Here is an 18,721-nt window from a genome sequence, read left to right as displayed (position 1 = left end):
AAAGACAACCTTTGGGTTGTCTTTTTTGTGAGTACATAAACTGGCAATATAGCTGTATTTATCTAAAAAAATAAAAGACGGCAGAATTCATGTATTCTGCCGCTTTCTGCGTTATCACTTAACTTCTTGGCCAAAGCATAACCGCTACGCCAATCAGACACACAAGTCCGCCAATCCAATCGTATGTATCGGGCATTTTTTTATCAACCCACCACGCCCAAAACAGGCTTAAAACAATAAAAATACCGCCGTAAGCTGCATATACACGTCCAAAGTCCGGGAACGACTGCCACGTAGCAATGACGCCGTACAGCACCAAAGCAATACCGCCTAGAAGTCCTAACCAGCTTGATGCTCCTTCGCGCAGCCACTGCCAAATCAGATAGCCTCCGCCAATTTCAGCAAGACCTGCTAAAATAAAAAGAAAAATTGCTTTAATCATAAACTATACTCCTTATATCATCATTTCATCTCTTTATTCTATCTTACTTTCTTCGTTTGATGAATCATTCGTTTGCTTCAAATAAGTACACTGGAAAGCATTCCTTTATCAATTTGTCTTCAAACCTGCTAAACTATTAATAGTATGAGTTTATGTAGAATGTTTGTGAGAGTACAAAGAGTCATTCAATTATTGATGCTCAGGGTACTTTTACAAAAGGTAGAAGTTAGCAGTAAATGGACTATATAAAAGAATGCAGATATAGGGGTTTGGTAAAATGAGTTTAGATCATAAAGTAATACGCATTGAGCTGCCTACGCCATTTCCAATTGGACCAGTGAATGTGTTTTTATTAAAAGCAGACAAGTTAACGTTAATTGATGCAGGGATGAAAACCGAAGAAGCGTGGAATGTTTTTGAAGAGGCGCTTCGTAAAGAAGGATATAAAGTAACAGATATTGAACAAGTGATTCTTACTCATCAGCATCCGGATCACACTGGATTTTTAGAATGGCTGCCGAGTGATATACCGGTTTACGGTCATAAGCTTGTGGAGCCTTGGATTTACCAAGATGAAGAGTTTGTTCAGCAGCATAATGAGTTATACCATAATTTCCTTATGGAGTTTGGAGTCAGTGATGATGTAATGGATACATGGCTTCGTAAAGCAACGGCTGCAATTCAAGTATATTCACCTAAAGGGCAGAAGCTAGCAGGGTATTTGAAAGAAGGAGATACACTTCCGTATGCCAGTGATTGGGAAGTGATTGAAACGCCGGGACATTCCTTGAGTCAGCTGATGTTTTACAATCGAAAAGAAAAAGTCGCGTTTGGCGGAGATCATATTTTGCCAAAAGTACCGTCAAACCCGTATTTAGAGCCAACCATTCAAAATCCTAAGCCAACGCCGCTATTGGACTACTTGGCGTCGCTAGAAAAAACGTTGAACTACGACATTGATTTGATCTACAGCGGACATGGTAAACCGCTTAGTGACATTCATTCTTTAATTATGGAACGTATTCAAAAGCAGCATAAATGGGCGCTGCGCGTGTTACAAGCGATGGGTGAAGGAAAGAAAACAACGCTTGAAGTCAGCGCAGCTTTTTTCCCGGATATGTATCAAAAAGCACCGGACTTTATTTTCTCAGAAGTGTACGGCCAGCTTACGTATTTAGAGAAAGAAGGATATGTTGAATTAACAAAAAATCAAGATGGCGTCTTGCTGTGGGAAACTACACGTGTGCTTGCTCCTCAGTCATAATATAAAAAACCAGCTTCTATAAAGAAGCTGGTTTTTATGCTTATAGTGAATGCAAGCGCTCAATGCGTTTTTCAAGCGGCGGGTGAGTAGAGAATAAGCGTGAGAATTTTTCTTTACCGCTAATTTTAAAAGCGGCAATTGATTTTTGGCGGTCATCTACTAATGAAGTAGTATGACGAAGCGATTCTAACGCATAAATCATTTTTTCTTTACCACCGAGTTTAGCTGCAAGCTCATCGGCTTTGAATTCACGTCTTCTTGAATGCCAGAAGATAATTGGGCTGCTTAGGATACTAAAGAGAATCTCAAACACAATCGATGTAAGGAAATAAACAACCATCGCAAACTCTTCTCGCACAAAGTTTGACACCGCTTTGGCTACTAAACGAGAGAAGAAAATAACGAATGTATTTAATACTCCTTGCAGAAGCGTAGTTGTGACCATATCACCGCTTTTAATATGCGCTATTTCGTGAGCGATAACGCCGCTGATCGCATCGCGGTCCATTCGTTCAAGCATTCCGCTTGAAACGGCAACAAGCGAGCGTCTTTTACTTGGCCCAGTTGCAAAAGCGTTAACTTCTGCTGAATGATAAATTCCGACCTGAGGCATTTTTCTTAATCCTGCAACAGATGCAAGTCGATGCGTTTCTTCTAAAACAAATCGTTCATATTCACCTTGAGGAGAACGTTCATCAATAACTTGAACACCCATCATCCACTTTGCCATCACGCGTGACATCATAAGAGAAATAATCGCCCCGCTGAAGCCAGCAATGACGCTAAATGCCAGCAGGCCGCCGTAACCGCTGCTTCCCATATAGCTTTGAACACCTAATAAAGATGTAATCGTTGTGATTGTAATTAATACTAAAATATTAACGAAAATAAACAGTGAAATTCGTTTTAGCACAAGTCTTCCTCCTTTAACTAATACGTGCATGATAGATATACGGTTAGAGGAGAGGAAAGGTTTCATTTATTTATTCAAAGTTATTAAAATTAAAAAGGTTATTATGCTAAGTTATTAAATAGGAAATATCAAATTACAAAATGAGATACAAGAAGTAGCGGAATGTATAATTTACTCTATAACCAAGAGCGTTTGTTAATAGAAATTTTATAATTTACGTCTATCTTCGGACGAGACGTACTAAAATAATAAAAAAGGTGTTCAAATCATGAACACCTTTTTGGCAAAAATATTTAAAGATTAATAGTAAATAACTTTATTACGCTTAAAAATTAACTTTTGGTTCTGTACCTAATTTAATGCGTTTGAAGTTTTTAATATGCTTCCATGTAATGAAAACAAAAATAATGGCTGCAAATACCATTAAAACTACATCGCCTACATAAATTGATGCTAAAAAGGCAACCAATGCGCCAATAGGTGAAGATAAGGATACGTATTTAGAAATTTTGAGAGAAATTAAAAAAGCAAGAACCCCTAGAATGAAAGCTAATGGTGAAAATGCAAGGAATACACCAGCCGCAGTCGCTACGGATTTTCCTCCTTTAAACTTTGCAAAAACAGGATAGCTATGTCCAAGAATAGCGATAAATCCAGGGACAAGCATATGCAAGTGGCTATTCATCATAAGCGGTAAACAGACAGCTAGCGAACCTTTTGCTATATCGCCGATCAATACTATAATACCTGCTTTCTTTCCTAAAGTGCGAAAGGTATTAGTGGCTCCTAAGTTACCGCTTCCGTGCTTGCGAACATCGGTTTTGTAAAAGCCCTTTCCAATCACTAAAGCAAAAGGAATGGACCCAATTAAATAAGCTAATAAGATAATTATAGCGTTTGTTAATACGTTCATTATTGGCACCTCAAATTGTGTTGTTATTATTCATTTTATAGCAAGATATCAAGAGTAAAGTTTATTTTGTTTCTGAACACTTCTATCAGTATGGATTGCTTCCCAGGGAGTAAATTGTGGTTTCTTAAATAGTGGAAGGCAACTTTTATATGGATAGAGGGTGCTGGCTGTTTTGGTAGAGTATTTGTAAATTCAACTGTATTTTTAGCGGAATAGCTTCATGACTTTATGCTGAGATGTTTTTGAATTTTCAAGCCTTCCTACGTATTAGGACGAATCCATATGTCCATTATAAATATGTAAAAAAGAAAAGAGAGTAGGCGGAAAGGCAAAAATAAAAAACTTGCTACAACACCAGCGAAGTTTTTTGCGCATCAGCCGTTCTGATTTTTTCTGCAAAAATAAAAAACTTGTAATACAATTTTTAAAATATAACATAAATGTTTAAGGATTAAAAGATATTTTGGGTATATTGTATTAGAAGGAATGTCTTTTAATATTTTTTTATAAAAAATAAGACAAATAAATTAACAAATCAAAAAAAATATAATAGAATGTAAAACAGTGTTTCGAAATATTAACTTCTTAAAGTTGAAAGGGGTTCTGCACTTGTTGTGGACAGATATCAAAGAACGAGAAGTAGTTATGTACAAAAACTGCCAGGCGAAAATTTTGGAAAAAAAGGTGCCGAATAAAATAGTCGTGCGCAATCTAGAATTCCCGGAAAAAGGCGATTGGATATCAGCCGAGCTTGATTTTGAAGCTGTTGAAAAATTTGAGAAGAGTCGAGAACACTAATACAAGAAACATTTTACAATAATTCTATTTATCATATAAGAAAAAGCCGAGCTTACATTTTGAGTTCGGCTTTTTTGTTTATATCTCATTCGTTCTCTTTACGAAGAGCTCCTCGTTATTACATGTAAAACCACGTCTTTTCCTCTCATTCATTTTCCACTATTACACTAGTCCCGTATAAAAACGTATCTTTATAAGGGACTATCGATTCATTTTTAGTACACGTATTTTTGCCATTTTTTTCATATGCTAACGTTCAGAAATAAAACCTCTGTGCATACATTGAAGACAAAGGGGGAGGATACATTGGGAAAAACAAGTCGTATATTGAAATGGGTCAGCGGGGGATTAGAGGCTCTTTGGGGGATTCCCCTCTTAGGCGGCACCTTGGTTATAAGCCTAGCCTACACGCCGCTTATTCTAATGCTCGCATTGCACATCGTAGGTTTAGTATTTGCGATTAAAACAAACAAAGTTCGGACAGGGCATATCATGGGAATTGTCTGTTCTGCTATTGCGTGGATTCCAATTGTCGGCATGATTATGCATATCTTAACGGCTATTTTCTTACTGATAGAAGCAGCCAAAGATAACGAGCCATCTGAAGACGCAGCATAAAAGAAAAGCCGCCTGATTTTTAGGTGGTTTTTTATATTTTCTAGCAAAGACTTGAAGGCTCTATTGTTTTAGAAAATCCTTTTTATGTTAGAATATTAGAAGTATTTTCTAAAAAAGGGGGTAAACATAATAGACAAAGCCAATCAAAAAAACAAAAGACTTTTTACAGCAGGACTCATATTAGTCGCTCTTGTAAGCTTTATATTTTTACTATGGAGTAAAGGATGGGTAATTCCTAATGCGATAAGTGCCAACCGCTATGATGTAAAAGGCGTAGACGTATCTTCTTATTAAGGGGAGATTGATTGGAGTGTGCTGAGTAAACAAGATATTCAGTTTGCTTTTATTAAAGCAACGGAAGGAAGTTCATTTCAAGATCCTTTATTTAAACAAAACTGGGAACAAGCAAATCGGAAAAACATGCGGATCGGAGCTTATCACTTTTTTAGCTACGATAGCAAAGGTTCCACACAAGCGGCTAATTTTATCAAAGCGGTCTCTCTTAAAAATAACGATTTGCCTCCAGTGATTGATGTAGAATTTTACGAAGATAAAAAACAAAACCTTCCGTCTCAGAAACATGTATACAAGGAGCTTTCTAGCATGATTAAACGTCTTGAATCTCACTATGACAAGCGCGTCATTCTTTATACGACGCCTAAAGCGTATGACTTGTATATTAAAAACAAATATCCTGAGTGTGATATCTGGATTCCCGATGTTGTGAAAAAGCCTACTCTTGAAGAACAGAAGAAATGGACGTTTTGGCAGTATACGGACAAAGGGCGGTTAAGCGGCTATAAAGGTAAAGAAACGTTTATTGATTTAAATGTGTTTAACGGAAATCAAGCAGAATTTGAAAAATACTAGTTTACTAGAAAGCTAAGAGATGGAGGGAAGAATAATGCCTACTTATAACAAGCTAGTGCGAGATAAAATTCCTGCGATTATTGAACAAAGCGGAAAAACCTTCAAATCACGCGTGCTGCAGCGAGAGGAATATCAACATGAGCTGATAAAAAAAGCAAAAGAAGAGCTTCAAGAATACATAGAAGCCCCAACGCATCAGGAGGCAATTGAAGAGCTCGCGGATTTACTGGAAGTTATGCAGGCGCTAGCAGCTGTGCACGGGGCCACGCCAGAACAACTTGAGAAAGTGCGTGAGGAGAAGGCCAGGGAGCGCGGGAAGTTTGATGATCGGGTTTATTTGGTGGAAACAGGAGAAGCGTAGTTTGATGATGCAATAGTGGAGGGAGCGAGCGATGGCAGGTGAGTTTTAATTTAAAAGTAGGAGAAATAAAAAAAGCTTATTTAACAGAACAAGAAATTTGGAAGATCATTAATCAATTTTTCGCTAATGGTCACTTTACCACAACGTATAAATATGGATTAATGAAAGCTTTAATTGAAAACCTATATAACGTTGACAATCGGTTAGTACTCACGTTTGATCAAGTGTATTTTTCCTTTGCTAAAATATATTGGAATTTGGTTATTCATCATGATTTAAATCAATTAAATACACACAATAGACAAGCTGGAATTCAAAAAGAGTTAAAGGAATTTCAGTTAATGCATGGTGTCCCAAATAAAGTAGTATTTGATCGTTTACCAAGTAATCTTCAATTGCAGTTAGTAGAAAGAACTAAAAAAGTGGGGGCAAGGTATGTAGTAGGGGCGTTATACGGAGATATGGAAGGTTCCATTTATGAGTTTGATAAAAGAACAGAATACATAAAGTTTAATAGCAGTATGTATATTTTTTTGCAAAAGTATAGACAAATTGTTACTCATTTAACCAATTATCATTTGGCGAAATTTTTAGAAAAGCATAATGACAAAAATAAGTTAGAAGATGTCTTGTTAAAAGTGGAGAATATTTCAAAACGCGAATCGCTGCATGCATTCTATAACATACTTTGGAAATACGAAACAAAAGAATGTTTTTATTGTGGGAAAGTTCTTTCTGATAAACGCATCGCTACTCATGTAGATCATTTTATTCCATGGAGTTATATCCAATCAGATAATATGTGGAATTTGGTGTTAAGCTGTCAAAGCTGCAACACAAAAAAGAGCAATAAACTTGCTAAGAGTGTATACCTCGAGAAGATGTTTGTTCGTAACGATAATCTTAAATTAACAGCAGTTCACAATGATTTTAACTATTATTCGGAGCGTAAGTTAGAAGCTCTTTATGAGTTTGCTGGAATGAATGGATACGTAGAAAACTGGTCTCCTTAACCCCGAGTATTTCTCTTTTCATTTCAGTTACAAAATCCCCTCTTGAAATTTTGTTCACCAAACAAGTAAACTAAAGACATAAGTTTGGTAAAATTGGGATAAGAAATTCATGAGGTAGGGGAGAACAAGTCGATGGAGATGGATCAAGAGAAATTTAATAAAGTGATTGAAGCGGCAAGGATGTATTATATTCTTGATTATAATCAAAGTGAAATTGCAAAAAAGCTTGGTGTATCAAGGCCTACGGTTTCTCGATTGCTGCAGACAGCAAAAGAAGAAGGCATTGTTCAAATTAAAATTGTGGATTCGTCTATCAATAGTGAAAAATTGTCTTCTCAGCTTGAACAAAAATTCAATCTAAAAAAAGCAATCGTCACACCGGTGCCTCAATATGAAAATCACATTATTAAAAGTCATCTAGGCGTGGCAGCAGCTGACTATCTCTATGACATCGTAAAAGACGGAGATATTATTGGGGTGACGTGGGGAACAACTCTTTATCAAGTGGCCATCGATTTAAAACAAAAGTATGTGAATGACGTGCAGGTTGTGCAGTTAAAAGGCGGAGTAAGCCATTCGGAAACGAGCACATATGCTTCTGAAATTATGTACTTATTTGGAAAGGCATACAATACGCCTCCTATGCATCTTCCTTTGCCTGTAATTGTCGATCACGTGGTAGTCAAAAAAGCAATGGAAACGGATCGTCATATTAAGCGTATTTTAGATTTAGGCAAACAAGCCAATATTGCCGTCTTTACTACGGGACCCATTAAAACGGATTCGCTGCTTTTTCAGCTTGGCTACTTTTCCGAACAAGATGTAGAGATGATTTCCTCGCGAGCGGTAGGAGACATTTGTTCACGTTTTTTTGATAAAGATGGACAAATTTGCAATGAAAGCCTGGATGAACGGACGCTTGGACTTGATTTGGAAGAACTAAAGAAGAAAGAATACGCCATTTTAGTAGCGGGCGGGGACCAGAAAATTGACAGCATTTACGGAGCGCTGCAAGGGAAATTTGCAAATGTACTCGTTACTGATCAGTTCACGGCGCGCTTTTTGTTAGATAAACAAGAGTAAGGGAGATGAATACGCTGTTTTTTCAAGAGCAAAAGCTTCATCGAATCGAAATAGTAGAAGATATTGTATCTTATTCGGCGTCATCTCTGCAGGCGCAGCGAAACCGGTATCCTTTTCAAACAGACGTCTCAAAAGACGGGGTAATTGCTAAAGGAACCACAGGCTATATTATTAAACGGGGGGGAAGAATGTATTTTTCTCCTGATGCTAATCAAAAAGGAATTGAACGTTTTACGCCGCCTAATCAGCCATACGTATTAATTCCTTATAAAAAGGTAAAGAATAAGTATCGAATCATGTTGTCATTTGTGATAAAAGCTGAAAAATAAGGGAAGACTTCCGAGTGCGGAAGTCTTTTTTTATTCACTAAAACAGCGACTATAAATATTTTTGAACAAATGTAAATATATCTGTTTACAATTGTTCAAAGCTATTATATAGTAAGGGTGTAAGTTGTTGAAAACGTTTTAGTGGATGCACAATATGCAGATACTTTTAGGGGGAAAACGTCATGAGAATGGTTGACTTAATTGAAAAAAAACGTAATGGACATGAATTAAATAAAGCTGAAATCGATTTTATTATCGAAGGTTATACAAAAGGGGATTTACCTGATTATCAGCTATCGGCATTTGCGATGGCGATTTACTTTCAAGGAATGACGCAGGAAGAACGCGTAAATTTAACGCAAGCAATGGTTGAATCAGGCGATCAAATCGACTTATCAAAAATTGAAGGTATTAAAGTAGACAAACACAGCACAGGCGGCGTAGGTGATACAACAACACTTGTATTAGGACCTTTAGTAGCTGCGGTTGATGTACCAGTTGCCAAAATGTCTGGCCGCGGCTTAGGACACACTGGCGGTACGATTGATAAACTTGAAGCAGTGCCTGGCTTCCACGTTGAAATTACAAATGAAGAATTCATTCGTTTAGTAAATACAAATAAAATTGCCGTTATCGGTCAAAGCGGAGACTTAACGCCGGCGGATAAAAAACTTTATGCACTTCGTGATGTAACAGCAACGGTTGATTCGATTCCGTTAATTGCAAGCTCAATTATGAGTAAGAAAATTGCAGCTGGAGCAGATGCCATTTGTCTCGATGTAAAAACGGGGAACGGCGCATTTATGAAAAAGCTTGAAGACGCTGAAGAATTAGCAAAAGCAATGGTTGAAATCGGAAAAGGGGTAGGCCGAAACACAAAAGCAATCATCTCAGATATGAGCCAGCCTCTAGGATTTGCGGTTGGTAATGCGCTTGAAGTAAAAGAAGCTATCGACACGTTAAAAGGCGAAGGTCCTGAAGATTTAACAGAACTTTGCTTAACATTAGGAAGTCACATGGTTGTACTTGCTGAAAAAGCAAGCAGCTTAGATGAAGCGCGTGCAATGCTTCAAGAAGTAATTAAAAACGGAAAAGCATTAGAATCATTCAAAACGTTCTTAAGCGCACAAGGCGGAGACGCTTCTGTTGCAGACGATCCGTCTAAATTACCTGATGCAGCGCACAAAATTGAAGTGCCAGCAAAAGAAGATGGCTACATTTCAGAAATCGTTGCAGAAAAAATCGGCGTAGCAGCAATGAAGCTAGGTGCAGGACGTGCAACAAAAGAATCTGAAATCGACCTAGCGGTTGGTATTATGCTAAATAAAAAAGTTGGCGACCAAGTGAAAAAAGGCGACTCTCTTGTTACAATTCACAGCAACAGTGAAGATGTACAGGAAGTAATGGATATCGTTTATGATTCTTACAGCACGGTCGCTGAAAAAGTGGAAGCTCCAACGTTAATTTATAAAGAAATTCATTAAGAGACAGAGAGGAAGAACAAAATGAGTCAAAACATTACGGGTATTATTGATCATACATTATTAAAAGCAGATGCAACAGAAGAGCAAATTACGGTTTTAGCACAAGAAGCAAAAGAATATTCATTCGCTTCAGTTTGTGTAAATCCAACGTGGGTAAAAAAAGCAGCTGAGTTATTAAAAGATGCTCCAGAAGTGAAAGTATGTACGGTAATCGGCTTCCCTCTTGGAGCTACTACTTCAGCCGTAAAAGCATTCGAAACAACAAATGCAATCGAAAACGGTGCAGATGAAGTAGATATGGTAATCAACATCGGCGCGTTAAAAGATAAAAACTATGACTTAGTGCAAAGCGACATTCAAGCAGTAGTAGATGCTGCAAAAGGCAAAGCGCTAGTAAAAGTAATTATTGAAACAGCTCTTTTAACAGACGAAGAAAAAGCAAAAGTTTCTGAGCTAGCTGTAAAAGCTGGAGCTGATTTTGTTAAAACGTCAACGGGCTTTTCTACAGGAGGCGCAACGGTAGAAGACGTAGCGCTTATGAGAAAAACGGTTGGACCAGATGTAGGTGTAAAAGCTTCTGGAGGCGTTCGAGGCTTAGAAGATGCAAAAGCAATGATTGAAGCTGGTGCAACACGTATTGGTGCAAGCTCTGGCGTATCAATTGCAAAAGGTCAATTAAGCAACTCTGATTATTAATAAATGACAGCAGGTTAGTACTAACTAACCTGCTGTAAACTAAGCAAAGGATGATGACGGTGGAGCCAAAACAATTAATAGATGAAGCAATCGCAGCAAGCAAACAAGCACATGTACCATATTCTCACTTCCATGTTGGTGCAGCTCTTTTAACAACCGATGGGAAGATTTATCGTGGATGCAATATTGAAAACGCTTCCTATGGATTGACGAACTGTGCTGAGCGAACGGCAATCTTTAAAGCTGTTTCAGAAGGGGACAAACAGTTTTCAGCTATTGCAGTTGTAGGAGATACGGACGGCCCAATTTCTCCTTGCGGCGCATGCAGACAAGTATTAGCTGAGTTCTGTGATGATCACACACAAATTATCTTAGCAAACCTAAAAGGAGATTTTGTGATTACCAACATCAACGAAATCTTACCGGGCTATTTTTCATCAAAAGACTTACAAAAATAAGTAAGCAGTGGAGGATACTATGAAATATTTAATTGGCATCTTAGGGTTACTCGTTGTCTTTGGATTAGCGTATCTTGCAAGTAATAACCGTAAAGAAATCAAATATAAACCAATCGTTATTATGGTTGTGATTCAAGTTCTTTTATCAGCTTTACTTCTTAACACAAAGTTTGGTTTGATTATTATCAATGCGATTGCCAGCGTTTTTGGAAAGCTGCTTTCATACGCAAACCAAGGAGTAGAGTTCGTATTTGGAGGCATTGCGAATAAAGGATCAATGCCGTTTTTCTTAAACGTGCTGCTTCCGATCGTTTTTATCTCTGTCTTGATTGGGATTTTACAGCACTTTAAAATCCTTCCGTTCATTATGAAATGGATTGGCTTAGTTCTCAGCAAGATTAACGGAATGGGAAAATTAGAGTCTTATAACGCAGTAGCTTCCGCGATTGTAGGTCAGTCAGAAGTATTCATTACTGTTAAAAAGCAACTAGACAAACTGCCGCCAAATCGTTTATATACGCTTTGTGCATCAGCTATGTCGACTGTTTCAATGTCAATTGTCGGTGCTTATATGACAATGATTGAACCAAAATACGTAGTAACAGCAATCGTTATTAACTTATTTGGCGGATTTATTATTTCTTCTATCATTAACCCTTACACAGTAACGGATCAAGAAGATATTTTAGAGGTACAAACAGGTCATAAGCAAACGTTCTTCGAAATGCTTGGCGAATACATTATGGATGGATTTAAAGTAGCGATTATCGTAGGTGCGATGCTAATTGGTTTCGTTGCGCTGATGGCTGCGATTGATAACGTGTTTGAAATGTTATTTGGTCTATCGTTCCAGCATCTTCTTGGCTATGTGTTTGCACCGTTTGCATTCATCATGGGTGTTCCTGCTTCAGAAGTTGTGGCAGCGGGTGGAATTATGGCAACAAAACTTGTAACAAATGAATTTGTGGCAATGATGAGCCTATCGGATATGGCTTCAACATTCAGTGCTAAAACGCTTGGAATTGTATCTGTATTCTTAGTATCATTTGCTAACTTCTCATCAATTGGAATCGTGTCAGGAGCTGTTAAAGGCTTAAGCGAAAAGCAAGGAAATACAGTAGCGCGCTTTGGTCTTCGTTTACTGTACGGAGCTACGCTTGTAAGCGTACTGTCAGCAATTGTTGTCAGCTTTATTTTATAAGTGTAATAGAAACAGAAAGAAAAGCAGTTTCCTTTTTAAAAGGAATTGCTTTTTCTTTTTTACATGTAAACCACAACTCCGTACATCCTAAAGAAAAACATAGACGCAGAGGAGGACAAGAAAAGCTGGGGGCTTTTCTTACTGAAAAATGGATCAAATTGGACTGTTGCTGTCAGGTGCAGCGTTATTTTTAAACGGACTGATGCTGCTTGGAAAAGCAGATGAAAAAAACGTAGGCGTATTTAACTTATTTGTTGGAGCTTTTCAAGTTATTGTTCCGTTTTATTTAATTATTACGTCAGATCAAAGCAACTGGATTTTGTATGAAAGAACGGCGATTTTTTTATTTGGCCTTACGTATTTGTATGTAGGGGTGACGGTATTAAAAGGAATGCAGGGAACAGGACTAGGCTATTACTCTCTTTGGGTATCGATTATCGCTTTAGTGTACGTGACCGTTTCTCTTGTTCATTATCATGACGTAGTGAACGCCATTACATGGATTCTTTGGTCGTTTTTATGGTTTTTATTTTATGTGCTTAATACGAGCAAAAAAGATGTATCTGCATATGTGGGGAAAGTGGCGATTGTCCAGTCGTGGGTGACGTTAACGATTCCAGCGCTGTTTTCACTAACAGGCGTATGGGGAAATAAGGATATGTACAATATGTGGGGAATCGTGCTGGTGGCGTCCATCATTTATTTCGTATATCTAGGGTATCGACTATTCTTTTCTCAGCCGCAAAAAATGATTTTGAAATAAAGTATTTACAAAAAATAGATAATAATGGTAAGATGTTAGAAATTAAATGCCGTGAAGAGAAAAGTAGCCAGCGCGTATTCTTAGCAGAGAGCTCCGGAAGCTGAAAAGGAGCAAGAAAAACGCTGTTGAAACAAGCCTCTGAGCAGCGCATTGGATCTAACGTGATAGTGCGACGGCTGCTTCCGTTACAAAGCTAGAGTATAAGCGAAAGCCGTACTCGATAAGGTTTATATGGCGACATATGAACAAACTAGGGTGGCACCGCGATTCATAATCTCGCCCCTAAGACACATGTCTTGGGGGTGGGATTTTTTTATTGACCGAAATCAATAGTGAAGCGGAGGCCTTTCTTTTATGAAAAGTAAGCTGTTGTCTTGGAAATACCCGTGTTTATTGCTGTTTGGAATTGGCACTAGCAATATCGGCGACTGGATTTATTTAATTGCTTTAAATGTAATGATGCTTGATATGACGAATTCGCCGCTTGCGGTTTCAGGGCTATACATGATAAAGCCGCTTGCTGCGCTATGTACAAATATATGGTCTGGAAGCTTAATTGACCGCATGAACAAACGGAAGCTTATGATGGTTTTAGATTGGACGCGCGCTGGAATTATTGCTTGCCTTCCGTTTTTCTCATCCATACTGATCATTTATGTGCTGGTATTTATCATCAGTATGGCAAGTTCAATGTTTCGGCCGGCATCGATGGTTTATATCACAAAGCTTATTCCACGTGAAAAACGACAAAGATTTAATTCGCTGCGCAGTTTGATTGACTCAGGCGGTTTTCTTATTGGACCAGCCGCAGCAGGTGCGCTATTTATGATTGGAACGCCTGCGTTTGCTATCTATGCCAATGCTGCAGCGCTGCTATTGTCAGGGGGAGTTACTTTGTTTATGCCAAACCTGGATACAAAAACAGAAGTTAAAGAAAATAAGCTGTCTGTAAACACCATTAGAGAAGACTGGAAAGCGGTGTTTCGTTTCAGTAGAGTCAACAGATACATTATAACCATTTATGTATTATTCAGTTTCTTGATGGTCATGGCCACGGCAATTGATTCTCTTGAAGTTTCATTTGCAACAAAAGTCATTCATTTGTCCGAAAGCGAGTACGGGTTTTTAGTGAGCATAGCAGGTGCAGGCATTATGATTGGCGCAGTTGTGAATACACTGTTTGCTAAGAAGCTGTCAACGAATTTTCTCATAGGCGCCGGCAGTGTAGGAGTGTCGCTTGGCTATTTGCTGTATGCTTGTTCGTCTTCTTTTCAAACCATGGGAACAGGATTTTTTAGCTTATCCTTTGCGTTAGCTTTTGCAAGTGCTGGTTTTCAAACCTTTTATCAAAACAGCATTCCCGTTGACATGATGGGTCGAGTAGGAAGTATCTATGGACTGCTTGAGTCACTCCTGATCATTATCATGACTTTTTTATGCGGCATGGCTGCGCACATCTTTTCGATTCAAGGAGCTGTAATTGGTGGAAGCCTGATCATGCTTTTAAGTACGGTTGTATTGTTTTTGTGCACGTTAAAGCCGGCGTTTTATAAAATAAGTTTAGTCAAAAAACAAGGAATCTAACGCATAGGTACTAATGGAGAAATAAGCTAAGAAGGCGATAAAAAGAAATGAATACAGAATAAAGGGTGAAAAAGCACAGTGAAAATGAAAGATGCGTTAAAGAAAAAAGGAATGTTTGTTAAAAAATTATCGAATCAAGGTGAATTCTTCCGGAAGCGGTGGGAAAATGAATTTGCAGATGCTTTAAGCGCATCGCAAAAAAAGAAAATTTATATGGATCAATTTCTATGGCATGCGTTTAGCTATGAAAAGCTACCTTGTTTACAAGGAGAACAAGCGGTTCAAGCGTTTGAGCACCAAGTTAAGAACGACTGTTATTTGTTGTTTGAGCATGATGAACGAGTGCTGCAGCTATCTAAATGTAAGCATTTAACAACTGCTGATTTAAGTGAAAATACAAATATGTATTTAGAAGATTTATACGTGGTGGATAAAGATTTCACATGGACTTATGTGATTACCCATGAAAGTTCATGTGGACCTTACTTTTACCGCACGTAAGTAAAGATAGAGCCTGCCGATTAATACGGCAGGATTTTTGTTATAAAAAAACATTTTATAAATTAAAAGTAATTATAGTAATTAAATGGTTTTTTAACTGAATTTATTGGGTATTTATTACTAACTATTATCCATCTCTCTCCTATATCTATATTACCATTTGGGATTTTTTCAAAAAATAGGATATGAAATTAATTTTTTGTATGCTAAGGTAATTACTGCTAGTAAGCTTGTCTTACAAAATTTGTTTTAAAAAAGGAGGTTTTTGTATGAAATGGTATCTACATGTACTAAAAAATTATGCAACGTTTCAAGGAAGAGCAACGCGTAAAGAGTATTGGATGTTTGTCTTATTTAATTTTATTATATGGTGTGTGCTTTCAGCTATTGAACTTATAACAGATATGCCTCCGTTTTTGCGTATAGTTTATCTTGTTGCAGTGTTCATTCCATCTCTTGCTGTGACGGCACGCCGACTGCATGACATAGGAAGAAGCGGGTGGTGGCAGCTCATTAGTATTATTCCGATTGCCGGAGCTATTTGTCTATTAATTCTTCTTTGTCTAAGAAGTGAGTCGCAGCTAAATCGTTTTGATGTACCTAATAAAGTTGCGTAGGACTTAAACGATTAGATAATTTAATTTAATAAATAAAGAGAGGGTTTATCATGTACTGGTATATAAAAGCGTTAAAAAATTACGCGACGTTTCAAGGAAGAGCAACGCGTACGGAGTATTGGATGTTTACATTATTTTCTTATATCTTTATGCTCGTTCTATACGCCTTGGTTTTTATTGATTCAATTGCTCTACTTGTATCTATTTTAATATTGCTCTATGGAGCAGCAATGATTCTGCCTTCCCTTGCCGTTACTGTTCGCCGGCTGCATGATACAGGAAGAAGCGGCTGGTGGTATTTAATTAACTTTGTTCCAGTTATCGGAGCTATTTGGCTGCTCATCTTACTTTGTCAAAGAAGCGAAGTAACGGCCAATATTTACGATACAGACACGCAGGCATCTTAACCAGAGTAGTTTATTAGTTTAAAAGTTGATAAATTAATAGACAAATTATTTTTAGCTAAAAAGAAAACTCCTGTTAAAAAGGAGTTTTCTTTTTTTTATTTTCCCACACGCTGCTGGGAATTTCTTTTCGAAGAACAGGTGCAATATCATCTGCAAAGCGCTCTAGCTGTTCGCGCTGTTCTGCTTCGCTTAGACCGTCTATGCTGATGCTCAGCACTTCGTTTCCATAAGCGCGGTGATAGTCTATTATTTTTTCAATGATTTGCTCAGGGCTTCCTACTAAAGCAGGACCGTGTTGAACGATATCTTCTAGTGACGTGAACGGCGATTGATTATGTTTGGCTGCTTCTGTATTGCTAAATGCGTTATAGTACGGGCGATAGCGGCGAATTGCTTCTTCCGTTGTATCGGAAATATAGAGGCTGCTTGCCCCCGAACCGACGATGGCCTTGCGTGGATCATGCCCATAATAAGCGAAGCGTTCGCGGTAATGGTCAATCAGCGCTTTATATTTAGCCTGAGGGTGGAAGGAATTAGATGAAAATAGCGGCTCTCCGTATTTAGCTGCAAGTTCTGTAGACAGCGGGCTTGACGCACTTCCATGCCAAACGGGAATAGAAGTTTGAAACGGACGAGGCTGAGTTGTAACGTTAGTTAAAGGCGGACGATAACGGCCGCTCCACGTGACATTTTCTTCTGTCCAAAGCTGTTTTAAAAGAGCGTATCTTTCAGCAAGAGATTCCCATTGTTCTTCTTCTGTAATACCAAAAAGCGGATAATGACGCGGGTCATTGCCTTTTCCGATAATCAGTTCAAGGCGTCCACCCGATAGGTGATCAAGCGTTGCATAATCTTCAGCTACTCGTACAGGGTCTAAAATGCTTAGAACGGTAACGGTCGTAAGGAGACGGATGTGTAACGTTTTAGCCGCAATTGCACTTAAAACAACGGGAGGAGAAGAAGACAAAAAAGGAGCTCCGTGTCTTTCGCCGACTCCGTAAGCATCAAAACCTAACTTTTCTGCCAGCACTGCTTGATTTAACACATGCTGAAACTTTTCTTGAGCAGTGAATGTTTCTCCAGTAACCGGGTTCGGGATGTTTTGAATAAGACTAAATAAAGCAAATTTCATACGTTTTACCTCCAAAAGATAGAATGGTGGACGACAATAAAAAAAGCAAACGTACACGCATTATCGTGTCCATTTGCCTCCAGTTGACTGGTAGATATGTAGTTTCAATGTTTTATTAGTTGTATCTTAAGCGGTAGATACCAAGCTGTCAAGATAATCTTTTTCTAAAAACCTACTTGATTTATCGGTTAACTAGTATTATGATGTGAATAATCTTACACGAAGTAAGCCCACTGGTTAACCAGAGGCTCTTGAGGAAGCAGCTGCTTCCTCAAGAGCCTCTTTTTATTACATAATATAGGGATTTAGGGGAGGAACGTATGAAAAAATATTGGCTGTTTTTACTTTCAATTGTAGTAGCTGTGAGCGTGGCAGGATGCGGAACAAACGCATCTTCAAGTGCAGGAGAAAAGAAAGAAAAAGATGTTCAAACGATTGTGGTTGGAACAGGCACTCAGTTTCCTAATATTTGCTTTATCGATGATAAAGGCAAACTGACCGGCTATGATGTAGAAGTAGTAAGAGCAATCGACAAAGAGCTAAAGGATTATAAATTTGAATTTAAAACGATGGAATTTTCAAATCTGCTTCTCAGCTTAGAAAGTAATAAAATTGATATGATTGCTCATAACATGGCTCAGAACGCTGAGCGAAAGAAAAAGTTTTTATTTAATGATGAAACATATAATTATTCTCCGCTTTATGTAACAGTTCCTAAAAATCGAAATGATATTGATTCATTAAAAGATTTAGAAGGTAAAAAAATGATTGTAGGAGCTACAAGCAATGCGGCAGTTTATCTAGACAAATACAATCAAAAACACGGCAATAAAATCGATGTAGTTTATGCCGGTCAAGGTGCGGATGATGCTACTACTCAATTAAAAACAGGCCGGGCAGATGCTACGCTTGCAACACCATTTTCCATCGACTTTAGCAATCAAGCGCTGAAATTTCAGCAAAAAACGGTTGGAGATATCGTGATTAATTCAAAAGTATATTTTATGTTTAACAAAAAAGACGAAAAGTTAAAGTCGGAAGTCGATCAGGCGATTAAAAAGCTGAAAAAAGACGGTACATTAAAAAAACTCAGCACAAAATGGCTAGGAGAAGACTATACCGTGCAAAATTGACTATAGCAAAAAAGCAGCTGCCCATACAGCTGCTTTTTTTGTATGATATAAATCCAATAGATAGAAGAAACGATCTGCAAAGAAAACAAAAATTAGTGTATAGTAGAGCTATAAGTACTATAAAAGCAGGACCGCAGTAGG

21 protein-coding genes, 1 pseudogene and 1 other annotated feature are annotated in these 18,721 nt (G+C 37.9%); of the genes and pseudogenes, 18 read left to right on the top strand and 4 right to left on the bottom strand.

Annotated elements, in window-relative coordinates:
* Nucleotides 1-118: 118 nt before the first annotated feature.
* Entirely contained in the window at nucleotides 119-442 is a 324-nt protein-coding gene (locus tag ACFX40_RS21315; RefSeq protein WP_014459650.1) for a YnfA family protein, read from the bottom strand.
* A gap of 277 nt (nucleotides 443-719) precedes the next feature.
* Here ACFX40_RS21315 and ACFX40_RS21310 point away from each other — a divergent pair, with 277 nt between their 5' ends.
* Nucleotides 720-1,706 (top strand): MBL fold metallo-hydrolase, encoded by a 987-nt coding sequence (locus ACFX40_RS21310; protein ID WP_098579422.1) that lies wholly within the window; start codon nucleotides 720-722, stop codon nucleotides 1,704-1,706.
* Nucleotides 1,707-1,746: 40 nt separating this feature from the next.
* Here ACFX40_RS21310 and htpX read toward each other — a convergent pair whose 3' ends face one another.
* Both htpX and plsY read right to left on the bottom strand, forming a co-directional pair.
* Nucleotides 1,747-2,619, bottom strand: a complete 873-nt coding sequence (htpX, locus tag ACFX40_RS21305) for a protease HtpX (RefSeq protein WP_013057489.1) — start codon at nucleotides 2,617-2,619, stop codon at nucleotides 1,747-1,749.
* Between the two features lie 325 nt (nucleotides 2,620-2,944).
* Nucleotides 2,945-3,532: a glycerol-3-phosphate 1-O-acyltransferase PlsY gene (gene plsY, locus ACFX40_RS21300; RefSeq protein ID WP_136789968.1), complete on the bottom strand. Its 588-nt coding sequence runs from the start codon at nucleotides 3,530-3,532 to the stop codon at nucleotides 2,945-2,947.
* Nucleotides 3,533-4,141: 609 nt separating this feature from the next.
* Here plsY and ACFX40_RS21295 point away from each other — a divergent pair.
* From ACFX40_RS21295 to ACFX40_RS21220, 16 genes and pseudogenes are all read left to right on the top strand, one after another.
* The gene (locus ACFX40_RS21295) at nucleotides 4,142-4,330 is read left to right on the top strand and encodes a hypothetical protein (RefSeq protein WP_225049418.1); all 189 of its coding nucleotides are present in this window, start codon (nucleotides 4,142-4,144) and stop codon (nucleotides 4,328-4,330) included.
* A 306-nt stretch (nucleotides 4,331-4,636) separates the two neighbouring features.
* Nucleotides 4,637-4,948 (top strand): hypothetical protein, encoded by a 312-nt coding sequence (locus ACFX40_RS21290; protein ID WP_098248245.1) that lies wholly within the window; start codon nucleotides 4,637-4,639, stop codon nucleotides 4,946-4,948.
* A 129-nt stretch (nucleotides 4,949-5,077) separates the two neighbouring features.
* Nucleotides 5,078-5,818, top strand: a pseudogene (locus ACFX40_RS21285) (GH25 family lysozyme).
* Between the two features lie 34 nt (nucleotides 5,819-5,852).
* A complete protein-coding gene (locus ACFX40_RS21280) occupies nucleotides 5,853-6,179 on the top strand; it encodes a nucleoside triphosphate pyrophosphohydrolase (RefSeq protein WP_098248247.1) in 327 nt (108 codons plus the stop codon).
* Nucleotides 6,180-6,217: 38 nt separating this feature from the next.
* Complete coding sequence (locus ACFX40_RS21275; protein WP_098790565.1) at nucleotides 6,218-7,192, top strand: HNH endonuclease; 975 nt, start codon at nucleotides 6,218-6,220, stop codon at nucleotides 7,190-7,192.
* A gap of 138 nt (nucleotides 7,193-7,330) precedes the next feature.
* Nucleotides 7,331-8,275 carry a DNA-binding transcriptional repressor DeoR gene (locus ACFX40_RS21270; protein ID WP_026106623.1) on the top strand — a complete coding sequence of 315 codons (945 nt, stop codon included), beginning with the start codon at nucleotides 7,331-7,333 and terminating at the stop codon, nucleotides 8,273-8,275.
* 5 nt (nucleotides 8,276-8,280) lie between these two features.
* On the top strand, nucleotides 8,281-8,604 hold the full coding sequence (locus ACFX40_RS21265) for a hypothetical protein (RefSeq protein WP_377256248.1): 324 nt from the start codon (nucleotides 8,281-8,283) through the stop codon (nucleotides 8,602-8,604).
* Nucleotides 8,605-8,786: 182 nt separating this feature from the next.
* Nucleotides 8,787-10,088 (top strand): pyrimidine-nucleoside phosphorylase, encoded by a 1,302-nt coding sequence (locus ACFX40_RS21260; RefSeq protein WP_016764541.1) that lies wholly within the window; start codon nucleotides 8,787-8,789, stop codon nucleotides 10,086-10,088.
* A gap of 21 nt (nucleotides 10,089-10,109) precedes the next feature.
* Nucleotides 10,110-10,784, top strand: a complete 675-nt coding sequence (gene deoC / locus ACFX40_RS21255) for a deoxyribose-phosphate aldolase (RefSeq protein WP_013057476.1) — start codon at nucleotides 10,110-10,112, stop codon at nucleotides 10,782-10,784.
* A gap of 59 nt (nucleotides 10,785-10,843) precedes the next feature.
* Nucleotides 10,844-11,242, top strand: coding sequence for a cytidine deaminase (locus tag ACFX40_RS21250; protein ID WP_013057475.1), 399 nt, complete (start codon nucleotides 10,844-10,846; stop codon nucleotides 11,240-11,242).
* A gap of 19 nt (nucleotides 11,243-11,261) precedes the next feature.
* Nucleotides 11,262-12,443 (top strand): NupC/NupG family nucleoside CNT transporter, encoded by a 1,182-nt coding sequence (locus tag ACFX40_RS21245; RefSeq protein ID WP_013083603.1) that lies wholly within the window; start codon nucleotides 11,262-11,264, stop codon nucleotides 12,441-12,443.
* A gap of 148 nt (nucleotides 12,444-12,591) precedes the next feature.
* Nucleotides 12,592-13,206, top strand: coding sequence for an AmiS/UreI family transporter (locus ACFX40_RS21240; protein WP_025751370.1), 615 nt, complete (start codon nucleotides 12,592-12,594; stop codon nucleotides 13,204-13,206).
* 42 nt (nucleotides 13,207-13,248) lie between these two features.
* Nucleotides 13,249-13,493 (top strand) — a binding site (T-box leader).
* A 67-nt stretch (nucleotides 13,494-13,560) separates the two neighbouring features.
* Nucleotides 13,561-14,790 (top strand): MFS transporter, encoded by a 1,230-nt coding sequence (locus ACFX40_RS21235; protein ID WP_377256245.1) that lies wholly within the window; start codon nucleotides 13,561-13,563, stop codon nucleotides 14,788-14,790.
* A gap of 78 nt (nucleotides 14,791-14,868) precedes the next feature.
* Nucleotides 14,869-15,291, top strand: a complete 423-nt coding sequence (locus ACFX40_RS21230; protein ID WP_098248254.1) for a DUF4275 family protein — start codon at nucleotides 14,869-14,871, stop codon at nucleotides 15,289-15,291.
* 269 nt (nucleotides 15,292-15,560) lie between these two features.
* A complete protein-coding gene (locus ACFX40_RS21225; RefSeq protein ID WP_028408956.1) occupies nucleotides 15,561-15,908 on the top strand; it encodes a DUF805 domain-containing protein in 348 nt (115 codons plus the stop codon).
* A gap of 50 nt (nucleotides 15,909-15,958) precedes the next feature.
* Nucleotides 15,959-16,315: a DUF805 domain-containing protein gene (locus tag ACFX40_RS21220; RefSeq protein ID WP_098332906.1), complete on the top strand. Its 357-nt coding sequence runs from the start codon at nucleotides 15,959-15,961 to the stop codon at nucleotides 16,313-16,315.
* 73 nt (nucleotides 16,316-16,388) lie between these two features.
* Here the strand turns inward: ACFX40_RS21220 and ACFX40_RS21215 are convergent, their stop codons facing one another.
* Complete coding sequence (locus tag ACFX40_RS21215; RefSeq protein WP_098334487.1) at nucleotides 16,389-17,447, bottom strand: LLM class flavin-dependent oxidoreductase; 1,059 nt, start codon at nucleotides 17,445-17,447, stop codon at nucleotides 16,389-16,391.
* 320 nt (nucleotides 17,448-17,767) lie between these two features.
* Between ACFX40_RS21215 and ACFX40_RS21210 the strand changes: the two genes are divergently transcribed.
* Nucleotides 17,768-18,580: an amino acid ABC transporter substrate-binding protein gene (locus ACFX40_RS21210; protein WP_377256241.1), complete on the top strand. Its 813-nt coding sequence runs from the start codon at nucleotides 17,768-17,770 to the stop codon at nucleotides 18,578-18,580.
* Nucleotides 18,581-18,721: the final 141 nt, after the last annotated feature.

Origin of the sequence: Priestia sp. YIM B13552, assembly GCF_042787775.1 — a bacterium.
Lineage (GTDB): Bacteria > Bacillota > Bacilli > Bacillales > Bacillaceae_H > Priestia > Priestia megaterium_E.
This window is presented reverse-complemented; position numbering and strand designations above follow the sequence as displayed.